Source organism: Vibrio sp. zbq_1 (assembly GCF_043102935.1).
Taxonomy (GTDB): domain Bacteria; phylum Pseudomonadota; class Gammaproteobacteria; order Enterobacterales; family Vibrionaceae; genus Vibrio; species Vibrio parahaemolyticus.
This window is the reverse complement of record NZ_JBICJH010000004.1, coordinates 370,434-388,550: the sequence shown is the minus strand read 5'-3', so window position 1 is coordinate 388,550 and position 18,117 is coordinate 370,434. Positions and strand designations below refer to the sequence as shown.

The following is an 18,117-nucleotide window of genomic DNA, read 5'->3' as shown; positions in this document are numbered from 1 at the left end:
ATGTCGGTTTTAAACCACGATTTCCGTTTATTTCTGCATTTCTTGGTACATCACCTCAACAAGCTCGCCTTTCGGGTCGCCCGACAATTCCCAAGTAAAAATGCCACCTAAGTTCGCCTGTTTCGCCCAATTTGCTTTGGCTTTGATCGAGCGTTGATCTTCGTAAGAGATAAAAACTTTCTTTTCAGGATTCCACAAGTACGGCGCTTGGGATTGCTCATCATAGTTGTACTCGTAGCCCTGCTTCGCTCCATAGTTCGTCACTAAATCCCAGAACATGAAATAGCCGTTCTCACCCGTCCCAAACTGAGCTCCTTGCTCGGATACGAGATCTTGCGTTGGTAAGCCACCCGAAAAATCTTTAGTACCTTGCCAGCCACGCCCATAAAATGCAGCGCCAATCACCAGTTTTTCACTTGGAATACCCAGCTCGATCATCTGGTTGATGAACACGTCTGCGCCCATGCCCCACCAGCTTCGCTCTGTCGCGTGCAAGTTGGTAGTATGGCCAGTTTGTTGCCCCCACCCACCAAGAAAGTCATACGTCATCGCAAACATGTTGGTTAGGTACGGTTCTGCTGCTTTCCAATCGATACCTGCCGCTTTTGGACCAACGCCTACCGCCGTAGAAAGCTCGTATTCACGTTTGGTTTGATTTGTGAGTTCATCTAACTCTGCACGCATGGTTTTCACCAAGTAGGTAAACGCCTCACGCTCAGACGCTTTTTGTTCATCAGAAAGCTTGGTATCTGGGTTCCAAGGCGACGTTGTTAAACCGCCACCGCCTGGGTATTCCCAATCCAAATCAATGCCATCAAAGAAATCATATTGAGCAATCAACTCAACGGCACTTTTTGAGAATTGATCCATCGCTTGTTTGTTTTTCGCCATAGCATGGAACGGTTCGGACATTGTCCAACCACCAAAAGAAGGAAGAATTTTGAGATCAGGATGTTGTTTCTTCATTTCGGCAAGTTGAGCGAAGTGACCTTTGTATGGCACCTTAACTGAGACAGCGCCAAAGTTCTTTTCCAGTGCCGCTTCGGTATCGACAATGATCGCCGTATAGGGATCTTTTCCTTCGCATTGTTTAGCTACTAGGTTTTGCACCGTTTCAGAGGCACCGGTATGAGGACCGCACATACTGAGAAACGCGTAAATCACATGTGTCAGTTTATCGGCGGGAATATCTTTCACCGTGTATGGGTTTTCTGCATTCGCGTACTGCCAATCCGCAAAGTAACCCGCTACGACTTTTTGCTCGGCGTGCGCCGCACCAGTTATCCCCATAATTAGTGCAGCAAGAAGTGTCTTTTTCATTGTTTTCTCCAGAGTAGGTGTACAAATTTAAAGCTACTCCTAGAGAATATTTTTAACTTGAAAACGAAATCAGGCTGCGAGTCATTTATAAATCCTCGCAGCCTGATTACATAAGTTGCATATTATTTGTGCTAACTCTCAGATGCCGCGTTGCCGTGCATCTGCTCATCCAAGTTCAATACTGTCAAAGCGTTGCTTACACTGGTAGCAATCACGTCGATTGCACCGGTACGTAACGCGCCAAGTAATGCAAGCGGTTTACTGTTTTCAGCAGCGATAGCAATCACTTCTGCGATTGGCCGAAACTCTTCAATTCCAAGGCCAATGACACGGTCACTCATTACGGTGTTGGCAACGTTACCGTGAATATCAAAGAAGTCATAACCTGCAAAGTCCCCTACTACACCTTGTTTTAGTCGGGATTGAACCACTTCATCTGGTGTAAACCACCCTAGATCGACCATGTAGCTGTTTTCGCTCATATCACCAATACCGACTAAAGCGACATCGGCTTTACGTGCCAAATCGAGCGTTTGTTTGACGGTTGCATTTTGCATGAACGCCATTTTTTGCTCGCGGTTTTCTGCATAAGCCGGCGCGTAAAGCGTTTCGGACGTTCCGCCGTACTTTTTAGCTAACTGACGACAAATGTGGTCAGCATTGTACATACCACCACGCGGGTGAATACCGCCGATACCACACACAAATTTGCAGTCTCGTGGGGTGATCACCCCAATATGATGAGCAACAGAAGAGACGTTACGCCCTTGTCCAACGGTCACCACCATGCCGTTTTTAAGCGTACTGGTGAGATAATTGGATACTAATCCCGACACCTGCAGTCGCTGCGCTTCTTCATTCGGCTGGTCAAGAGCGACAAGCGCGCGCTTTACGCCAAATCGCTCGATCAAACGTTGCTCAATCTTGGCGCTGAATACCGGGTGATATTTAACGGTGATTTCAACGATGCCTTCATCACGCGCTTGTTTGAGCATTCGCCCTACCTTCGCGCGTGAAATGGCAAATTTTCTCGATATCTCTTCCTGAGTCGCACCGTCCTGATAGTAGGCAACGGAGATCTCTGTCAACAAATCCGTGTTTTCAATGGAAATATCTTGGTTAGAACTGCTCATGTTTACTCTCGTCGTTTAAGAGGCCCGACATTGTATGCAATAAGTGAGCATCTGCTCATTGACTTAGCATATGTTCTCCATCAATTTAAATGCAACATTTGCTCACTGCAATAACATTTTCTCAGTACGGTTTTTTGCTATTTCTAACAACGCTCAAGCATTGAGCAATAAGGGCAAACGTTTATTTGGGTTAACCGCTAAACACACAGTAAAAAAACGTTGATGAAGTTCACTATAAGTCGATTTCACCGATTGACTTTCGGCATAGATAGGATAAATATGAACACATCATTTACTCAGCTATCGATCAAATGTTCATAGCATTTGTTCGGTAACGAAATTTTCCGTAGTTGGCTGAGCAGATGTCTCATTAAACGCGATGAGACGATTAGCTAACTCGCTTGCAAATGCACAAGCTGTGGCAACAAAAACCACGCTTAAGCCCATTTATATAGGATGATCGATTATGAGCAACAAGTTAGAGCAACTTCGTAAACTAACGACTGTAGTAGCAGACACTGGTGAAATTGATGCAATCAAAAAGTACCAGCCAGAAGACGCAACAACTAACCCTTCTCTTATCCTAAAAGCAGCTCAAATCGCAGAGTACGCACCTCTAATCGATGCTTCAATCGAATACGCTAAAGCACAGAGCAACGATAAAGCTCAACAAGTTCAAGACACTTGTGACATGCTTGCAGTAAACATCGGTAAAGAAATCCTAAAAACTATCCCAGGTCGTATCTCTACAGAAGTTGATGCTCGCCTATCTTACGATATGGAAGGCAGCGTAGCGAAAGCACGCCAACTAGTGAAAATGTACAACGATGCTGGCATCACTAACGACCGCATCCTTATCAAACTGGCGTCTACTTGGGAAGGTATCCGCGCAGCTGAAATCCTAGAGAAAGAAGGCATCAACTGTAACCTGACTCTTCTATTCTCATTCGCTCAAGCGCGTGCTTGTGCAGAAGCGGGCGTATTCCTAATCTCTCCATTCGTTGGCCGTATTATGGACTGGTACAAAGCGAAAGAAGGCCGCGACTTTGAAGCATCAGAAGATCCAGGCGTACTGTCTGTAACTAAGATCTACAACTACTACAAAGAGTACGGCTACAAAACGGTAGTAATGGGCGCAAGCTTCCGTAACATCGGTGAGATCCTAGAACTTGCTGGTTGTGACCGTCTAACTATCGCTCCTGCTCTACTTGCAGAACTAGAAGCTGCAGAAGGTGAAGTGGTTGAGAAGCTAGTTGATTCTAAAGGCGCAGCTGAGCGTCCAGCACCAATGACTCACGCTGAGTTCCTATGGGAACACAACCAAGACCCAATGGCTGTTGAGAAACTGGCAGAAGGCATCCGCAACTTCGCAGTTGACCAAGGCAAACTAGAAGCGATGATCGAAGCTAAGCTTTAATTGCTTACCAAGAGCGAGTAGCCCGTCTACTCGCTTTTAGCATCAACGCTCATTCAAGATTTTCTATTTGAACTTGTTTAGACGAGTTCCCTCTATTTAAACACTTATCGAGAAGTAATCACTATGGATCGTAAATACCTAGCAAATGCAATCCGTGCGCTAAGCATGGACGGTGTTCAACAAGCTAACTCTGGCCACCCAGGCGCACCTATGGGTATGGCTGATATCGCTGAAGTTCTTTGGCGTTCTCACCTAAACCACAACCCATCAAACCCTGAATGGGCAGACCGCGACCGTTTCGTACTTTCAAACGGCCACGGCTCAATGCTAATTTACTCTCTACTGCACTTGAGCGGTTACGAGCTATCTATCGATGATCTGAAAAACTTCCGTCAGCTTCACTCTAAGACTCCAGGTCACCCAGAGTACGGCTACGCTCCTGGTATCGAGACAACAACGGGCCCTCTAGGTCAAGGCATCACCAACGCTGTTGGTATGGCAATGGCTGAGAAAGCGCTAGCAGCGCAATTCAACAAAGAAGGCCACGACATCGTTGACCACTTCACTTACGTGTTCATGGGCGACGGCTGTCTAATGGAAGGTATCTCGCACGAGGCTTGCTCTCTTGCTGGTACGCTAGGCCTAGGCAAACTGATCGCATTCTGGGATGACAACGGCATCTCTATCGACGGTCACGTTGAAGGTTGGTTCTCTGACGATACACCTAAGCGTTTCGAAGCTTACGGTTGGCACGTAATCCCAGCAGTAGACGGTCACGATGCTGACGCAATCAACGCAGCGATTGAAGCTGCAAAAGCGGATCCTCGCCCTACTCTAATCTGTACTAAGACTATCATCGGTTTTGGTTCACCAAACAAATCTGGTTCACACGACTGTCACGGTGCACCACTAGGCGCTGAAGAAATTGCAGCGACACGTAAAGAACTAGGTTGGGAGCACGGTCCTTTTGAAATTCCGCAGGAAGTCTACGCAGAATGGTCAGCGAAAGAAACAGGCGCAGCTAAGGAAGCAGCGTGGAACGAGAAATTTGCAGCTTATGAAGCAGCGTACCCTGAGCTGGCAGCTGAATTTAAACGCCGCGTAAACGGTGAACTTCCAGCTGAGTGGGAAGAGAAAGCAAGCCAAATCATTGCGGATCTTCAAGCAAACCCAGCAAACATTGCGTCACGTAAAGCATCTCAAAACGCTCTAGAGGCATTTGGTGCTCTACTACCTGAGTTCATGGGCGGCTCTGCTGACCTAGCGCCTTCTAACCTAACCATGTGGTCTGGTTCTAAGTCTCTAGAAGCGAACGACTTCTCTGGTAACTACATCCACTACGGTGTACGTGAATTTGGTATGACTGCTATCATGAACGGTATCGCACTACACGGCGGTTTCGTTCCTTACGGCGCAACATTCCTAATGTTCATGGAATACGCTCGCAACGCAATGCGTATGGCCGCTCTGATGAAAATTCAGAACATCCAAGTGTACACTCACGACTCTATCGGTCTTGGCGAAGATGGCCCAACTCACCAACCAGTTGAACAAATCGCGTCTCTACGTTTGACTCCAAACATGAACACATGGCGTCCATGTGACCAAGTTGAGTCTGCTGTAGCATGGAAACTAGCGATTGAACGTAAAGATGCACCAACAGCACTTATCTTCTCTCGTCAAAACCTAGCGCAACAACCACGCAGCGCTGAGCAAGTTGCAGACATCGCGAAAGGTGGCTACATCCTGAAAGACAGCGATGGCAAACCTGAGCTAATCCTAATCGCAACAGGTTCTGAAGTTGAGCTAGCAGTGAAAGCCGCTGAACAACTAACAGCAGAAGGTAAGAAAGTACGCGTTGTTTCAATGCCATCAACAGATGCATTCGACAAACAAGACGCAGCTTACCGTGAAGCAGTTCTACCATCAGACGTAACAGCACGTATCGCTATTGAAGCGGGCATCGCAGACTTCTGGTACAAGTACGTTGGTTTCGACGGTCGCATCATCGGTATGACAACATTCGGTGAATCTGCGCCAGCTGACCAGTTGTTCGAAATGTTTGGTTTCACTGTAGAAAACGTAGTGAACACAGCAAAAGAACTACTAGCGTAATTGCGTTAAAAGATAATCAGTTTTCTCTATTGCGAATTTGAAAACTGAAAAGCCCCGCCAGAAATGGCGGGGCTTTATTTTATCTCGAATTTGTTTGAGATATTTGGCGTCGCTAAAAGGCAGCTTTACGACTGCTTATCTTCAAATCGAATCGCAAGCTGATAGAAATCTTGTACTTGTTCTTTCAACTGACGGCTGTTTTGCTCAACAGAATGCGTAGCTGCTAAGTTTTGCTCTGCGGTCGACGCAATAGAATGAATGTGCTGGTTTACATCGCTAGATAGCTTTAACTGGTTATTCGCCGCTTCTGCCACATCAACCATCAAACCACTCATGCTTTGCATCATCTGTTCAACTTCAGACAAACGCAGCGCGCTTTGCTCAGCAACTTGAGAACAGGCATCGGTTTGCTCTTTGTTTGCCAAAATATCTTTCTGCCAACCTTCTATCGTCGAAAGCATAGCAGAGATAGACGCTTGAATTTGCTCCGTCGCATTCGACGTACGTCCAGACAGTGCGCGAACTTCATCAGCAACAACAGCAAAACCACGACCTTGCTCACCTGCCCTTGCTGCTTCGATCGCCGCGTTCAGCGCCAGCAAGTTGGTCTGCTCTGCAATACCACCGATTTCAACCATCAAATGATTCACTTTCTGTGCCTGATCGCTCAGTTGATAAGTCGTTTCCGTTGCTTTTTCAGCTTGAAGACTCAATTGAGCTAGGTTGGTATGCGTTTGATCGATCGTCTCTTTGGCCATCATGCATGACTTCAAGGTGTCATCAATCAGCATATGGGCATCGTTAGTGCTTGAAGATACCGAGTTCGCTGAAGATTCCACTTCTTGCGTCGCATCTCGCACGCGTCGAATATCACTGTTTTGTTGGTTCAACGCGGCTGAAACCTCGGCCGTTGTTTGACTGAGTTCTTCAGCGCAATTTTGCAGTGGTAGCGCCGAGTCGGTCATTCTTCCCAATACGGTTCGAATCCTTGCAGACAACATTTTGATATGGAAATCAGCAATCGAAAATGCGCTATTGCCTGAATAGATCAAACGGCTCACGCTGTCATACTGTTTTTGCAGCTTTTTGAGCTGTTGCGGCGTGTCAATCAACTCTTGGCGGAACAATAACGCTAAAACGCTCGCTGGTAATGCACTTGCAAGCCAAGCAAGCGGACCTTCAACAGATAGTGCGTACGCTGCGGCAGGTGCAGTTAATGCACCAAGTAGGATCGCATAGCGAACCGTTTCGTTAATTTTTAACGACCAGGTTCTACCCGCTTTCTCGGCGGCTAGCATCCCCTTGTAAGCTTTTGCTGCAATATCCACCCATTCACGCTTGGGCTTAACGCGTACAGATTGATAACCGACAACTTGGTTTTTTTCATAGATAGGCGTTACGTAGGCATCTACCCAGTAATAACCGCCAGATTTGGTGCTGTTTTTAACCATACCTCGCCACGCTTTGCCTTCTTTAAGGCGTGCCCACATATCACCAAAAGCGGCTTTAGGCATGTCACTATGACGGACGATATTATGATTCTGACCGACTAACTCCTCGTGCGTGTATTCTGCAACGCGACAAAATGCGTCATTACAATAAGTAATAACGCCTTTTAAGTTAGTGGTCGAAACGAGTTCTTCAAGTTCTCCGACGAGAGTTTCTTGAGCTTTCTGAGAAAAATTGGCTGACATAGACGATACTTCTATAATTTTTATTAGTTTTCGGCGAGATGTATACAGGATTATTGTTTTTATTACAAAATGTTAGATAAAAAGTATTATCAATACGACATTTTTAGTGTGGGAATTATCATCACTGGCAGAAATTTGCGCGTTACCAGTCAAAATTTGAGCTAATAAACAAAAAACTCAGCATTCAGATGCTGAGTTTTTCTGTGACAGATTGAAAGTTAGGCTATTTGGGATTCTGTTTTGTTATCCGTTTTCATCGCAAAGATCACAATCACGAGCAATACGAACGGAAGAACGTACAAGTTCAGGTTTTGCCAACCGACTGTCGATTCAAGCCAGCCGGAAAGTAAGGCAGTAATGGTGACACAGCTGAACACGAAGAACTCATTAAACGCCTGCGCTTTGCTGCGGTTTTTCGCTTCGTAACTTTGGCTAAACAGCCCCGTTGCAGCGATAAACATGAAGTTCCAACCTACGCCCAACAAAACTAAGGCAAGGCTAAAGTGCCAAATGGACACACCATGAATGTTAATCCCTATACAAGCAATAAACAGCACACCTCCCGCTAGGATCATTTTCTTTGCGCCGAACTGCTCAATTAATCGACCAGTAATAAAGGCCGGAGCGAACATGCCGAGCACGTGCCACTCAATCACACCTGCGGCTTTGTCGAAGTCGAAACCACAACCAATCATCGCCAAAGGCGTCGCTGTCATTAGAATATTCATCACCGCATAAGCCACCATTGCCGCTAACACCGCAATCATAAAGTTCGGGCGTCTTATGATGTCACTAATAGTATCGGCTTTAACATGCGATAGCTGAGTATGCGCTGGCGGGAACCGAATCGTTTGAAGCAATACAAGCGCGGTGATGTAGAGAACAATCAGGACAGAAAAAGCACTCGTATATAAACCATCGTCTGACCATTGTTGCGAATACACCGCTAAATTCGGACCGAGAATAGCCGCTAATACCCCACCCGCCATAGATATTGAAATTGCTCGGTGTCTTGCCGATTCTTCACACACTTCTATTGCAGCAAAACGATAGAGCGTGCCAAAACCGATTCCGACACCGAGCAAAAACGTAGAAAAACAGAATAGATAAAAAGTTTGTTGGCTTAACGCGTACGTCGCCAAACTTGCGCCCACGATGCCGATGAGGTTACCTAGGCTAAAGCCCAAACGACGACCGAGTTTCCCCATAATCAATGATGCAGGTATCGTTGCCGCCATTAAACCGAGAAACTGCAGTGCGACAGGCAAAGTAATAAAGCTCGGTGACGGGGCAAGTGTTTTGCCAATGAGCGCGATCACCGAGATCAAGAGAATGTTTCCTGTCATCAAGAGTGCTTGGCACAACGATAACAACCATACGTTACGATTCAAATCCATTTCCTTTGGTTAAAATTCCTTCAAACAACATATAGGAAAGACCGCGTAATAGAAAGAGATGCGATTAATTCTCAATAAAAAGAGCCAGAGACATAGTGCCTCTGGCTCTTTAAGTACTCGCTTGTTAAAAATGTTCTTGCTGCTGAGCTTATTTGCTACGGCGCGCCTTTACTGCTTCAGAAAGCTGACGAAGTACCGTTTCCGTATCGTCCCAACCGATACATGCATCAGTAATCGACTGACCGTAAGTTGCCGCTTTACCATCCACTAAATCTTGGCGGCCTTCAACCAAATGAGACTCGATCATCACGCCAAAGATTGCATCTTCACCACCAGCGATTTGCTCTGATACATCATCAGACACTAGCATTTGACGTTTGAACTGCTTAGAGCTGTTCGCGTGGCTAAAATCGATCATCACTTTCTTCGGTAGACCTGCCGCGTCCAACTCGTCTTTGATTTGAGCAACGTGTGCTGCACTGTAGTTTGGTTCTTTACCACCACGTAAAATGATGTGGCAGTCTGGGTTACCTGCAGTTTCAACAATCGCTGAATGACCGTACTTCGTTACCGATAGGAAATGGTGAGAAGCGCTTGCAGAACGAATAGCATCACTCGCGATTTTAATGTTACCGTCAGTACCGTTTTTGAAACCAACCGGGCAAGAAAGACCAGAAGCAAGTTCGCGGTGAACTTGCGATTCCGTCGTGCGTGCACCAATCGCGCCCCAGCTGATCAAATCCGCCACGTATTGAGGCGTGATCATGTCTAGGAATTCACTCGCTGTTGGTAGGCCCATGTCAGTGAGATCCAAAAGCAGCTTACGTCCAATACGAAGACCGTCATTTAGCTTAAATGTGTCGTTCAGGTATGGGTCGTTGATCAAACCTTTCCAGCCTACTGTCGTACGTGGTTTTTCAAAGTAAACTCGCATCACAACTTCCAGTTGCTCACCAAGTTCATCACGCAACACTTTCAGCTTTTTGCCGTATTCAACTGCAGCTGCAGGATCATGGATAGAGCAAGGACCAACGATCACAAGTAAACGATCATCTTTTCCTTCAAGAATATTGTGAATGGCATTACGGCAATCAAAAGTGGTCGAAGAAGCGGTTTCGGTCGCTGGGAACTTCTCTAGAACTGCAACAGGGGGCAATAACTCTTTTACTCTATTAATTCTTACATCATCAGTTTGAAACATTACTTCTACTTCCTGGTTGTTATTTCCGACCCAATTTTTGCCAACTGTACTCATTGCAACATTGTTCACAAAGCGAGCAGCAACAAGGGCTCCGGTGATTATCTGTCTATCGTTCCAATTAACTTATCGGCTTCCCCATAGACTTGCAATCACTTTTTGCAAATAAATGCAAACAAATTACAGCCGTTAACTATCTCGCACATCGTAAAATAATGTTTACACGAAAAAGTTCAAAATAATCATCAATTTTCTTATGACACTAAAAATCTTTACTACAATGTAAGAAATATCAGAAGTTTGTGAGGTGTTATTGGGTAATAAATGTTGATCAAGTTCAAAGATATTGTTGCTTGATGTGAAATCATTAGAATATTGAACTAATTTCTTATAAACGCTGGTTTTTTCTAAATTTTTGATAAAACAAAGTAGAAGTTAATATGCAATCAATACAAGGAAACATTATGAACAAAGTAGCAATTGCAGTAGCAGCAGTGGTAGCTGGTAGTAGCGCGCTTTTAAACTCTGCTCAAGCTGAAATGTATATCGGGGGCAAAGTGGGCATGACTACACTTGACGATGCTTGCTATCTAAATAGCCCTTGTGATGATGAAGCTTTTGGTGCCGGACTACATATCGGTTATGACTTTACCGATTTCATCGGTCTAGAGTACGGTGTCGATTTCTTAGGCGACTACAAAGCGAACTTTAAGTCAGGAGCTAGTACAGTTGATACGATCGACGGCAATTTAACGGCTTTAACACTTGCACCTAAATTCAACTGGCATCTAAACGATTCTTGGAACTTATTCGCTAAGATCGGTGGTGCGTACATGATGTCTGAAGACGAAAAAGATTTCGTTGCAACAGGCTCACTAGGTGCTGAATATTCGATTGATAGAAACTGGAGTGTTCGCGCTGAGTACCAACGTTACCAAGATATGTCGGATGACGTTTGGGACGATATGGACGCAAACTTCTTCGGTATCGGCGTTAACTACAAATTCGCGGCTGCGCCAGTGGTTGCTGCTGTTGTAACAGAAGAAGTAGTTGAGCCAGATCCAGAACCAGTACTAATGAGCAAAGTTCACAAAGAAGAGTACGGTACAGGCACGTTTGAGTTCGACAGTGCGAAACTTACTGAGTCTGTTTCTGAACGTCTGGACAACTTTGTTTCATTCCTAAACGAATACCCACAAGCTCAAGTTGAAATCACAGGTTACACTGATAGCTCAGGTCCTGCGGCTTACAACCAAAAACTGTCTGAGCGTCGTGCTCAAGCTGTGGCAGATTACATCACTGGCGCTGGTATCGATGCTGATCGCCTGACAGTGAAAGGTATGGGTGAAGAGAATCCAGTCGCTGACAACAGCACTCGTGAAGGTCGTGAGAAAAACCGTCGCGTAGAAGTTGTGGTTCCTTCATTCGAATACCAAGAGATGGTTCAACCATAATCTGAATGTTCACACATTCTCATCAAAAGGGGTGCGCTTGCACCCCTTTTCACTTTCAGTATTTTTGGATTTTTGGATTTTTGGATTTTTGGATTTTTATAAAGGAAATGAAATCAAGAAATGAAGATTCAAGCATCGTCCATCGATAGTAAGCACTTATCTCTTCGGATAAAAAACGAGATTATTTCCTTCGACCATGACACAGTCCATCCCAGCAGAATGAGCCGCACATTTACCCAATTCTGTGTCTTCAAAAACCAGACAGTTTTGCGCGTCAATCCCTAATCTATCTGCGGCTAATAGAAAAGTATCCGGACAAGGTTTGTGATTTTCGACATCGCTAGCCGTCACAACAGCATCAAGCTTGTCGATCAACCCTGCATGACTGAGCAGACGCATCGCACTTTCTCGCTGACTTCCCGTTCCGACCGCAATTTTCTTTTGGCCTAAATATTCGTCAAGAACAATGCCAGTGCACTGGATGACCTCGCCCTGCAATTCCATCGCGGCAAACGTCTCCATTTTGAATTTTGAAACCGTTTGAGGATCTAGAGATAACCCATAATGACGATTCAACTCAGCAACAATTTTAAAACTCGGCATTCCGCCTAAGCTGTGTAACCACTCCTGACAAAACGGAAAATCAAATCGGTCAGCCGTTGCTTGCCAAGCCGCAAGGTGGGCAGGCATGGTATCAATCAAGGTACCATCCATATCGAAGATGAATCCTTCGTATGGCCTAAAATCAATCGTGCTCATGTCTTTTCTTCTATTTGTACATCTGTAGTGTTAATTTATCAGCTCTTTCAATCGTCCTTATCGGCATTTGCTTATCATGCTCAAAATTTCGAACTCCGTCACACTTCAAGAATGGGAAATACAATTAACGCCCATTAGAGCTCAAGGAAATGGCGGACAGAACGTTAACAAGGTAGCGACTGCCATACATCTGCGCTTCGATATACACCATTCAAGTTTACCGGAATTCTACAAAGAGCGATTACTTGCACTTTCTGATAGCCGTATCACTAAAGATGGTGTGGTGATCATTAAAGCGCAACAGTTTCGCACACAAGAAAAAAACAAAGAGGATGCGCTAAATCGCCTACAAGAGTTGATTAAAGCTGCCGCCTTACAAGATAAGAAGCGCATTAAAACAAAACCAACCCGCGCTTCACAACGCCGCCGACTTGACAGTAAAAACAAGCAGGGGGCAAAAAAACAGCAACGTAAAAAAGTGCTGTATTAAGGCATGTCATTTTCACGACATGTTAGTTGAACAACGTTTGCTAGCCCTTGGAAATCTGATTGGATTTCTCTTTTTTAGTCACTTATTCAGGAAACAACAATATGACTATTAGGCAAAAACTCTACTTCCTCGGAGTTATCGCCATTTTAGGCATTGTGACCCTTTTGGGTACCTCATCTCATTTCGCAAATCAGAGCAATGAACTCAACCACGCAGTAAAACTTGTCGGTGATTTAGAAATACGCTTACTCAACTTGCGACGTAATGAGAAAGACTTTTTACTTCGCAGCAATGTCAAATACTTAGATAAATTTGATAGCAATGTTGATAAGTTTTTAAGCACCGAGAAAGAGCTCGCTCAAATCCTAAACCGATACGACCTACCGTCAAGTCAGCGTTTCAAGCAGGATTTACTCGCTTATCAAAAAGGTTTCCAAGCATTAGTTTCCGCTTCTCAAAAGTATGGACTAGACAAAGAAAGTGGCATTCTTGCGCGTTACGAAAACCTTCTACTTGAAGCAAAGAAAAGCGCCGACCATCAGCAAATCCTTTCTCTTATCCAGTTTGATAATGCGGTGAAAGTGGGCGAATTTGACGCAAGCAAACTGTCTGACCTATACGTTCCAGAACTGTTAGAGTCAGCGAAACAACTTGCAGCTCAAAAACAAGTCATTGGTGTGGCTTACAACAAAGGTTTACTGGGCGAAACTCGCGCGCTATCTCATGCCGTGGAAGAGCAGTTTGAAGCTTTCTCATCATCTATTGATTCTGCCGCAACCCAACGCGATGAAAAAATGGCAAGCATCAAGCAAGCCATTACGGCGTTCATCTTAGTAGTGATTTTTGCGCTGATTTGGCAAATTTCTCGCTCTATCAACGTTCGAGTTGGCAGCTTGCTAGCAACGATTAAGAACATCAGCGAAAGCAATAACATGGGCTTACGCTCTGATCTTGCAGGTAAGGATGAACTATTTGATATCAGCCACCACCTCAACGATCTGCTCGAAAAGCTGGAGCGTTTGATCCACAACACACAAGAAAAATCGATGCAGTTAACAGCGAGCACGGACAACATGCATCGTGAGCTTGAAGGTGTTATGGAACAGTTCCACGCACAGACTGATCACACCGCCTCTATGGCGACGGCCGTGCAGCAGATGGTTGCCACTATCGGTGAAATTTCTGAAAGCACATCGGTTGCGGTTGAAGGTGTTCACCAAGCTGCGACTAACGCCGAACAAGGTCGCTCTGTCGTAGAAATGACCGTGACGAATGTTGGTCAGCTGACGGGTATCCTCTCGAACAGCCAACAGTCTATCGGCTCATTGAACCAACACGTCGATAAAATTGGCGGTGCAGTGAACATCATTCAAGACATTGCTGAACAAACGAACTTGCTTGCACTTAACGCGGCTATCGAAGCGGCTCGTGCGGGTGAGCAAGGACGTGGATTTGCCGTGGTTGCAGATGAAGTTCGCGCTCTTGCGAGCCGTACACATCAATCAACGGAAGAGATCACGCGAGTGGTGATGGACATCCAAGCGCAGATGTCGATGGTGGTTTCCGATATTGATCAATGTAACGAACAAGGTCAGCAAACCCTGAGTGCATCTGAACAATTAGACGCAAGCCTCCAACAAATCATCACGGACATGCACGCGATTCAAGGCAACTCAGAGCGCATTGCTTCTGCGATTGAAGAGCAAGGCATTGTGATGAACCAAGTTAGCGACTCAATCACTGAGCTGAACGTCATCTCTGAAAACAACATGCACTCCGCGCAAGAATGTTTGCATGAAGTGAACTCAGTGTCGGCTCAAGCACACGATATGGATGAAGCGGTAGCCGAGTTTAAGACTCGCTTAAAGTAATCTACTAGTAGATTCTTTAATCCAATAAGAAAGCCCGAAGCGAATGAATGCTTCGGGCTTTTTGTTTTCTATCTAGGCTCAGTATCAGCTCAGCCCAAATCGTGTCGGTAGTTATTCATCATCAAGCGGCACAAGCTTTGTATTGCCGCCATGAATCTTCTCACGTTGTCTCTGTACCAGGGCGTAGAAGCCCGGAATCAAGAACGTACCCGCAAGAAGCACACACAATAGACCACCAATCAGAGACACCCCGAGCGAGTTTTGGCTCACATGACCCGCGCCAGCGGCGAAGATCAACGGGAAAATCCCCAAGATAAACGACCAAGACGTCATGTTCACCGCACGGAAACGTAGCGTACCGCCTTTTACGGCTGCGTCATCGATGGAAACATCTTTCTCTTCACGTTCTTGCTTCGCGAACTCCACAATCAAAATAGCGTTTTTCGCAGCCAATGCTATAAGGAGAACGAGACCAATCTGAGCGTACAAGTTTAATGGTGTGCCCGTTAAGTTCAGCGCGAGGAAGGAGCCTAGCGTTGCAACAGGTACCACCAAAATGATCGCCAGAGGAATACTCCAACTTTCATACTGCGCCACCATGAACAAGTAAATGAAGATCAACGCCAACGCAAATGCGTAAATGGCTTGGTTACCGGCAAGCACTTCTTGGTACGCCATGCCTGTCCATTCGTAGGTATAGCCCTGTGGTAGAACTTCTGCAGCAACGCGTTCCATCGCTGCAATTGCATCACCACTTGAGTAACCCGGAGCTGGTTGGCCTTGAATGATGGCACTACGGTACATGTTGTATCGCCATGCCACATCAGGTTCGAATACTTGCTCGTAGCTGACTAGCGTGCTTAGTGGCACCATTTCCCCCATCGAAGAGCGAACATGGAAACGTTCCAAATCTTGCATGCCACTACGGTGTTGGCTGTCCGCTTGCATGGTTACACGGAAGTTTTTACCAAACATGGTGAAGTCATTCACGTAAAGCGAACCTAAGTTGCCTTGCAACGTTTGGAAGATAGACGACAGCGAAATGCCAAGTTGTTGCGCTTTCTCGCGGTCAATATCCACATAGTAATGCGGTACGTTCGCGCGGAATGTACTAAAGGTGTACGCAATCTCAGGAGCTTGGTTTGCTGCCTGAATCATCTCCCCCATTACCATCGACAAGTCAGTGCGGCTACGACCTAGCGTATCTTCCAATACAAATTCAAAACCGGAAGCAGCGCCCATACCCGGAACGGCTGGCGGCCCCATCGCAAACACAACAGCTTGAGGCAATTCCATTGCAGCTCGACCATTGATGCGAGCTGCAATCGCGTTGGCAGAATGTTCACCACCTAGCGAGTTACGCGTTTCCCAATCATGCAACTTGATGAACAGCGAAGCACCGTTTGACGCCGCAGCTCCAGTCATAAACGAAAAGCCGTTTGCAACCGTTACGCCATCTACACCAGGTTCTTCCTCGATCATTTTCATCAAGTCGCTCGTCACCTCTTCTGTACGAGACAGAGAAGCAGAATCAGGCAACTGAACGTTGACCAGCAAAATACCTTTATCTTCTTGAGGAACGAATGCCGTTGACGTCGTCTTCGCGAAGAAAGACACCGCAGCAACCGCAACGATGAAGAACGTAACCAACAACAGAGATTTCTTAACAAGGAAGCCTGCAACTTGGCCGTAACGCGTAGTAACACGCTCTAGACCACGGTTGAATGCTTGGAACCAGTTAGCCGTGTTGCCACCACCTTGTTTTAATACCAATGAACAAAGAGCCGGTGACAGCGTTAGCGCGTTGATTGACGAAATCACAACCGAAATACAGATCGTCAATGCGAACTGACGATACATGATGCCAGTAATACCCGGAAGCATCGCAACAGGTAGGAATACCGCCAACAGAACCAACGTTGAGGTAATGATTGGCCCAGTCACCTCTTTCATCGCTAGCAACGTTGCTTTACGAGGTGAAATGGTTGGATCTTTCGCCATCGTGGTATCAACGTTTTCGATAACCAGAATCGCGTCATCCACCACGATACCAATCGCGAGAATCAAACCGAACAAGGTTACCGTGTTGATGGTGAATCCTGTCGCTTGCATGATGGCAAACGTACCAATCAACGAAACTGGAATCGCGACCACTGGAATTAACGTTGCTCGCGCACTGCCCAAGAATAGGTAGGTTACGGCAATAACCAGTAGAATCGCTTCGACAAGTGTTTTTACCACACCTTTGATAGACTCAGCGACGAACACAGTCGTGTCGTAGCTGGTTTCGTAAGTCATACCTTCAGGGAAGTTTTCGCTCAAGCGTTCAAGCAGTTCCATTACTGCTTTACCACTTTCTAGTGCGTTTGCATCAGACTGAAGTGACAGAGCGACAATCGAAGCATCTTGCCCACGGAACTTACCGTTACCATCGTAGAACTTCTTACCCAGTTCAACACGAGCAACGTCTTTTAGATAAACCGTAGAGCCATTTGGATTGGCACGAAGAACAACGTTTTCAAACTCGCTCACACTTTCTAAGCGGCCTTTCGTCACTAGGTTGAACTGCACTTCTTGCGGGTTATTGTACGGCGCGGCACCAACACGGCCAGCAGCAACCTGAACGTTTTGCTCCGCTAAAGCAGCATATACATCCGATGTCGTTAGTTTGAGGTTGGCCATTTTTTCTGGGTCCAACCACACGCGCATCGCGTATTCACCACCACCAATTACATTTACTTCACTGATGCCTTTCGCACGCGCCAACTGATCTTTGACGTTCAAGTTGATGTAGTTAATTAAGAATTGGTCATCGTACTTGCCGTCTGGTGAATAGAAGTTCAGAACCATCAATAAGTCAGGAGAACGCTTTTTCACCGTCACGCCGACCATGCGCACTTCCTGAGGCAGTTTTGACTCAATCTGTGACACTCGGTTTTGCACGTTCACCTGCGCCATATCTGGGTCGGTACCAACATCAAACGTAACGTTTAAGCTGTACGAACCATCGTTAGCACTTTTCGAAGACATGTAAATCATGTTTTCTACGCCGTTCACCGATGTCTCTATCGGATCGGCGATGGCCTGTTCAACCACTTCGGCACTTGCGCCAGTGTAGTACGCCGTTACGCTAACCGACGGTGGACTAATTTGCGGATATTCAGCCACTGGCAAAATCGCTAGCGAAATGGCACCAGCCAACGTCAGGATGATCGAAATGACCAGCGCGAACTTAGGTCTTTGTATAAAGAAACGACTTAACATGCGAC

12 protein-coding genes are annotated in these 18,117 nt (G+C 45.9%); 5 read left to right on the top strand and 7 right to left on the bottom strand.

Going from position 1 to position 18,117, the window contains the following annotated elements; translation table 11 throughout:
- Positions 1–27 precede the first annotated feature (27 nt).
- Entirely contained in the window at positions 28–1,320 is a 1,293-nt protein-coding gene (locus ACF8CV_RS02190; RefSeq protein WP_025554831.1) for a glycoside hydrolase family 18 protein, read from the bottom strand.
- A 131-nt stretch (positions 1,321–1,451) separates the two neighbouring features.
- Positions 1,452–2,453 (bottom strand): sugar-binding transcriptional regulator, encoded by a 1,002-nt coding sequence (locus ACF8CV_RS02185; protein WP_005463541.1) that lies wholly within the window; start codon positions 2,451–2,453, stop codon positions 1,452–1,454.
- A gap of 466 nt (positions 2,454–2,919) precedes the next feature.
- Between ACF8CV_RS02185 and tal the strand changes: the two genes are divergently transcribed.
- On the top strand, positions 2,920–3,870 hold the full coding sequence (gene tal / locus ACF8CV_RS02180) for a transaldolase (protein ID WP_005463537.1): 951 nt from the start codon (positions 2,920–2,922) through the stop codon (positions 3,868–3,870).
- A 123-nt stretch (positions 3,871–3,993) separates the two neighbouring features.
- Positions 3,994–5,985: a transketolase gene (tkt, locus tag ACF8CV_RS02175; protein WP_015313413.1), complete on the top strand. Its 1,992-nt coding sequence runs from the start codon at positions 3,994–3,996 to the stop codon at positions 5,983–5,985.
- 125 nt (positions 5,986–6,110) lie between these two features.
- Here the strand turns inward: tkt and ACF8CV_RS02170 are convergent, their stop codons facing one another.
- The 3 genes from ACF8CV_RS02170 to aroG all read right to left on the bottom strand — a co-directional run bounded on the left by ACF8CV_RS02170 (position 6,111) and on the right by aroG (position 10,277).
- Positions 6,111–7,679, bottom strand: coding sequence for a PAS domain-containing methyl-accepting chemotaxis protein (locus tag ACF8CV_RS02170; RefSeq protein WP_017447380.1), 1,569 nt, complete (start codon positions 7,677–7,679; stop codon positions 6,111–6,113).
- 218 nt (positions 7,680–7,897) lie between these two features.
- Positions 7,898–9,070 (bottom strand): MFS transporter, encoded by a 1,173-nt coding sequence (locus ACF8CV_RS02165; protein WP_021447944.1) that lies wholly within the window; start codon positions 9,068–9,070, stop codon positions 7,898–7,900.
- A gap of 154 nt (positions 9,071–9,224) precedes the next feature.
- Positions 9,225–10,277, bottom strand: a complete 1,053-nt coding sequence (aroG, locus tag ACF8CV_RS02160) for a 3-deoxy-7-phosphoheptulonate synthase AroG (protein WP_005499266.1) — start codon at positions 10,275–10,277, stop codon at positions 9,225–9,227.
- 461 nt (positions 10,278–10,738) lie between these two features.
- On the opposite strand from aroG, the gene ACF8CV_RS02155 reads away from it, so the two are divergent.
- Complete coding sequence (locus ACF8CV_RS02155) at positions 10,739–11,728, top strand: OmpA family protein (RefSeq protein WP_005463527.1); 990 nt, start codon at positions 10,739–10,741, stop codon at positions 11,726–11,728.
- Between the two features lie 156 nt (positions 11,729–11,884).
- On the opposite strand, the gene ACF8CV_RS02150 is transcribed toward ACF8CV_RS02155, so the two are convergent.
- Positions 11,885–12,487, bottom strand: coding sequence for a beta-phosphoglucomutase family hydrolase (locus tag ACF8CV_RS02150; protein ID WP_031812145.1), 603 nt, complete (start codon positions 12,485–12,487; stop codon positions 11,885–11,887).
- Positions 12,488–12,563: 76 nt separating this feature from the next.
- Between ACF8CV_RS02150 and arfB the strand changes: the two genes are divergently transcribed.
- Both arfB and ACF8CV_RS02140 read left to right on the top strand, forming a co-directional pair.
- Positions 12,564–12,977 (top strand): alternative ribosome rescue aminoacyl-tRNA hydrolase ArfB, encoded by a 414-nt coding sequence (gene arfB / locus ACF8CV_RS02145; RefSeq protein WP_005463517.1) that lies wholly within the window; start codon positions 12,564–12,566, stop codon positions 12,975–12,977.
- 101 nt (positions 12,978–13,078) lie between these two features.
- Positions 13,079–14,848, top strand: a complete 1,770-nt coding sequence (locus tag ACF8CV_RS02140) for a methyl-accepting chemotaxis protein (protein WP_025442606.1) — start codon at positions 13,079–13,081, stop codon at positions 14,846–14,848.
- Between the two features lie 111 nt (positions 14,849–14,959).
- On the opposite strand, the gene vmeZ is transcribed toward ACF8CV_RS02140, so the two are convergent.
- Positions 14,960–18,112 carry a multidrug efflux RND transporter permease subunit VmeZ gene (gene vmeZ, locus ACF8CV_RS02135; RefSeq protein ID WP_005477161.1) on the bottom strand — a complete coding sequence of 1,051 codons (3,153 nt, stop codon included), beginning with the start codon at positions 18,110–18,112 and terminating at the stop codon, positions 14,960–14,962.
- Between the last annotated feature and the right edge of the window lie 5 nt (positions 18,113–18,117).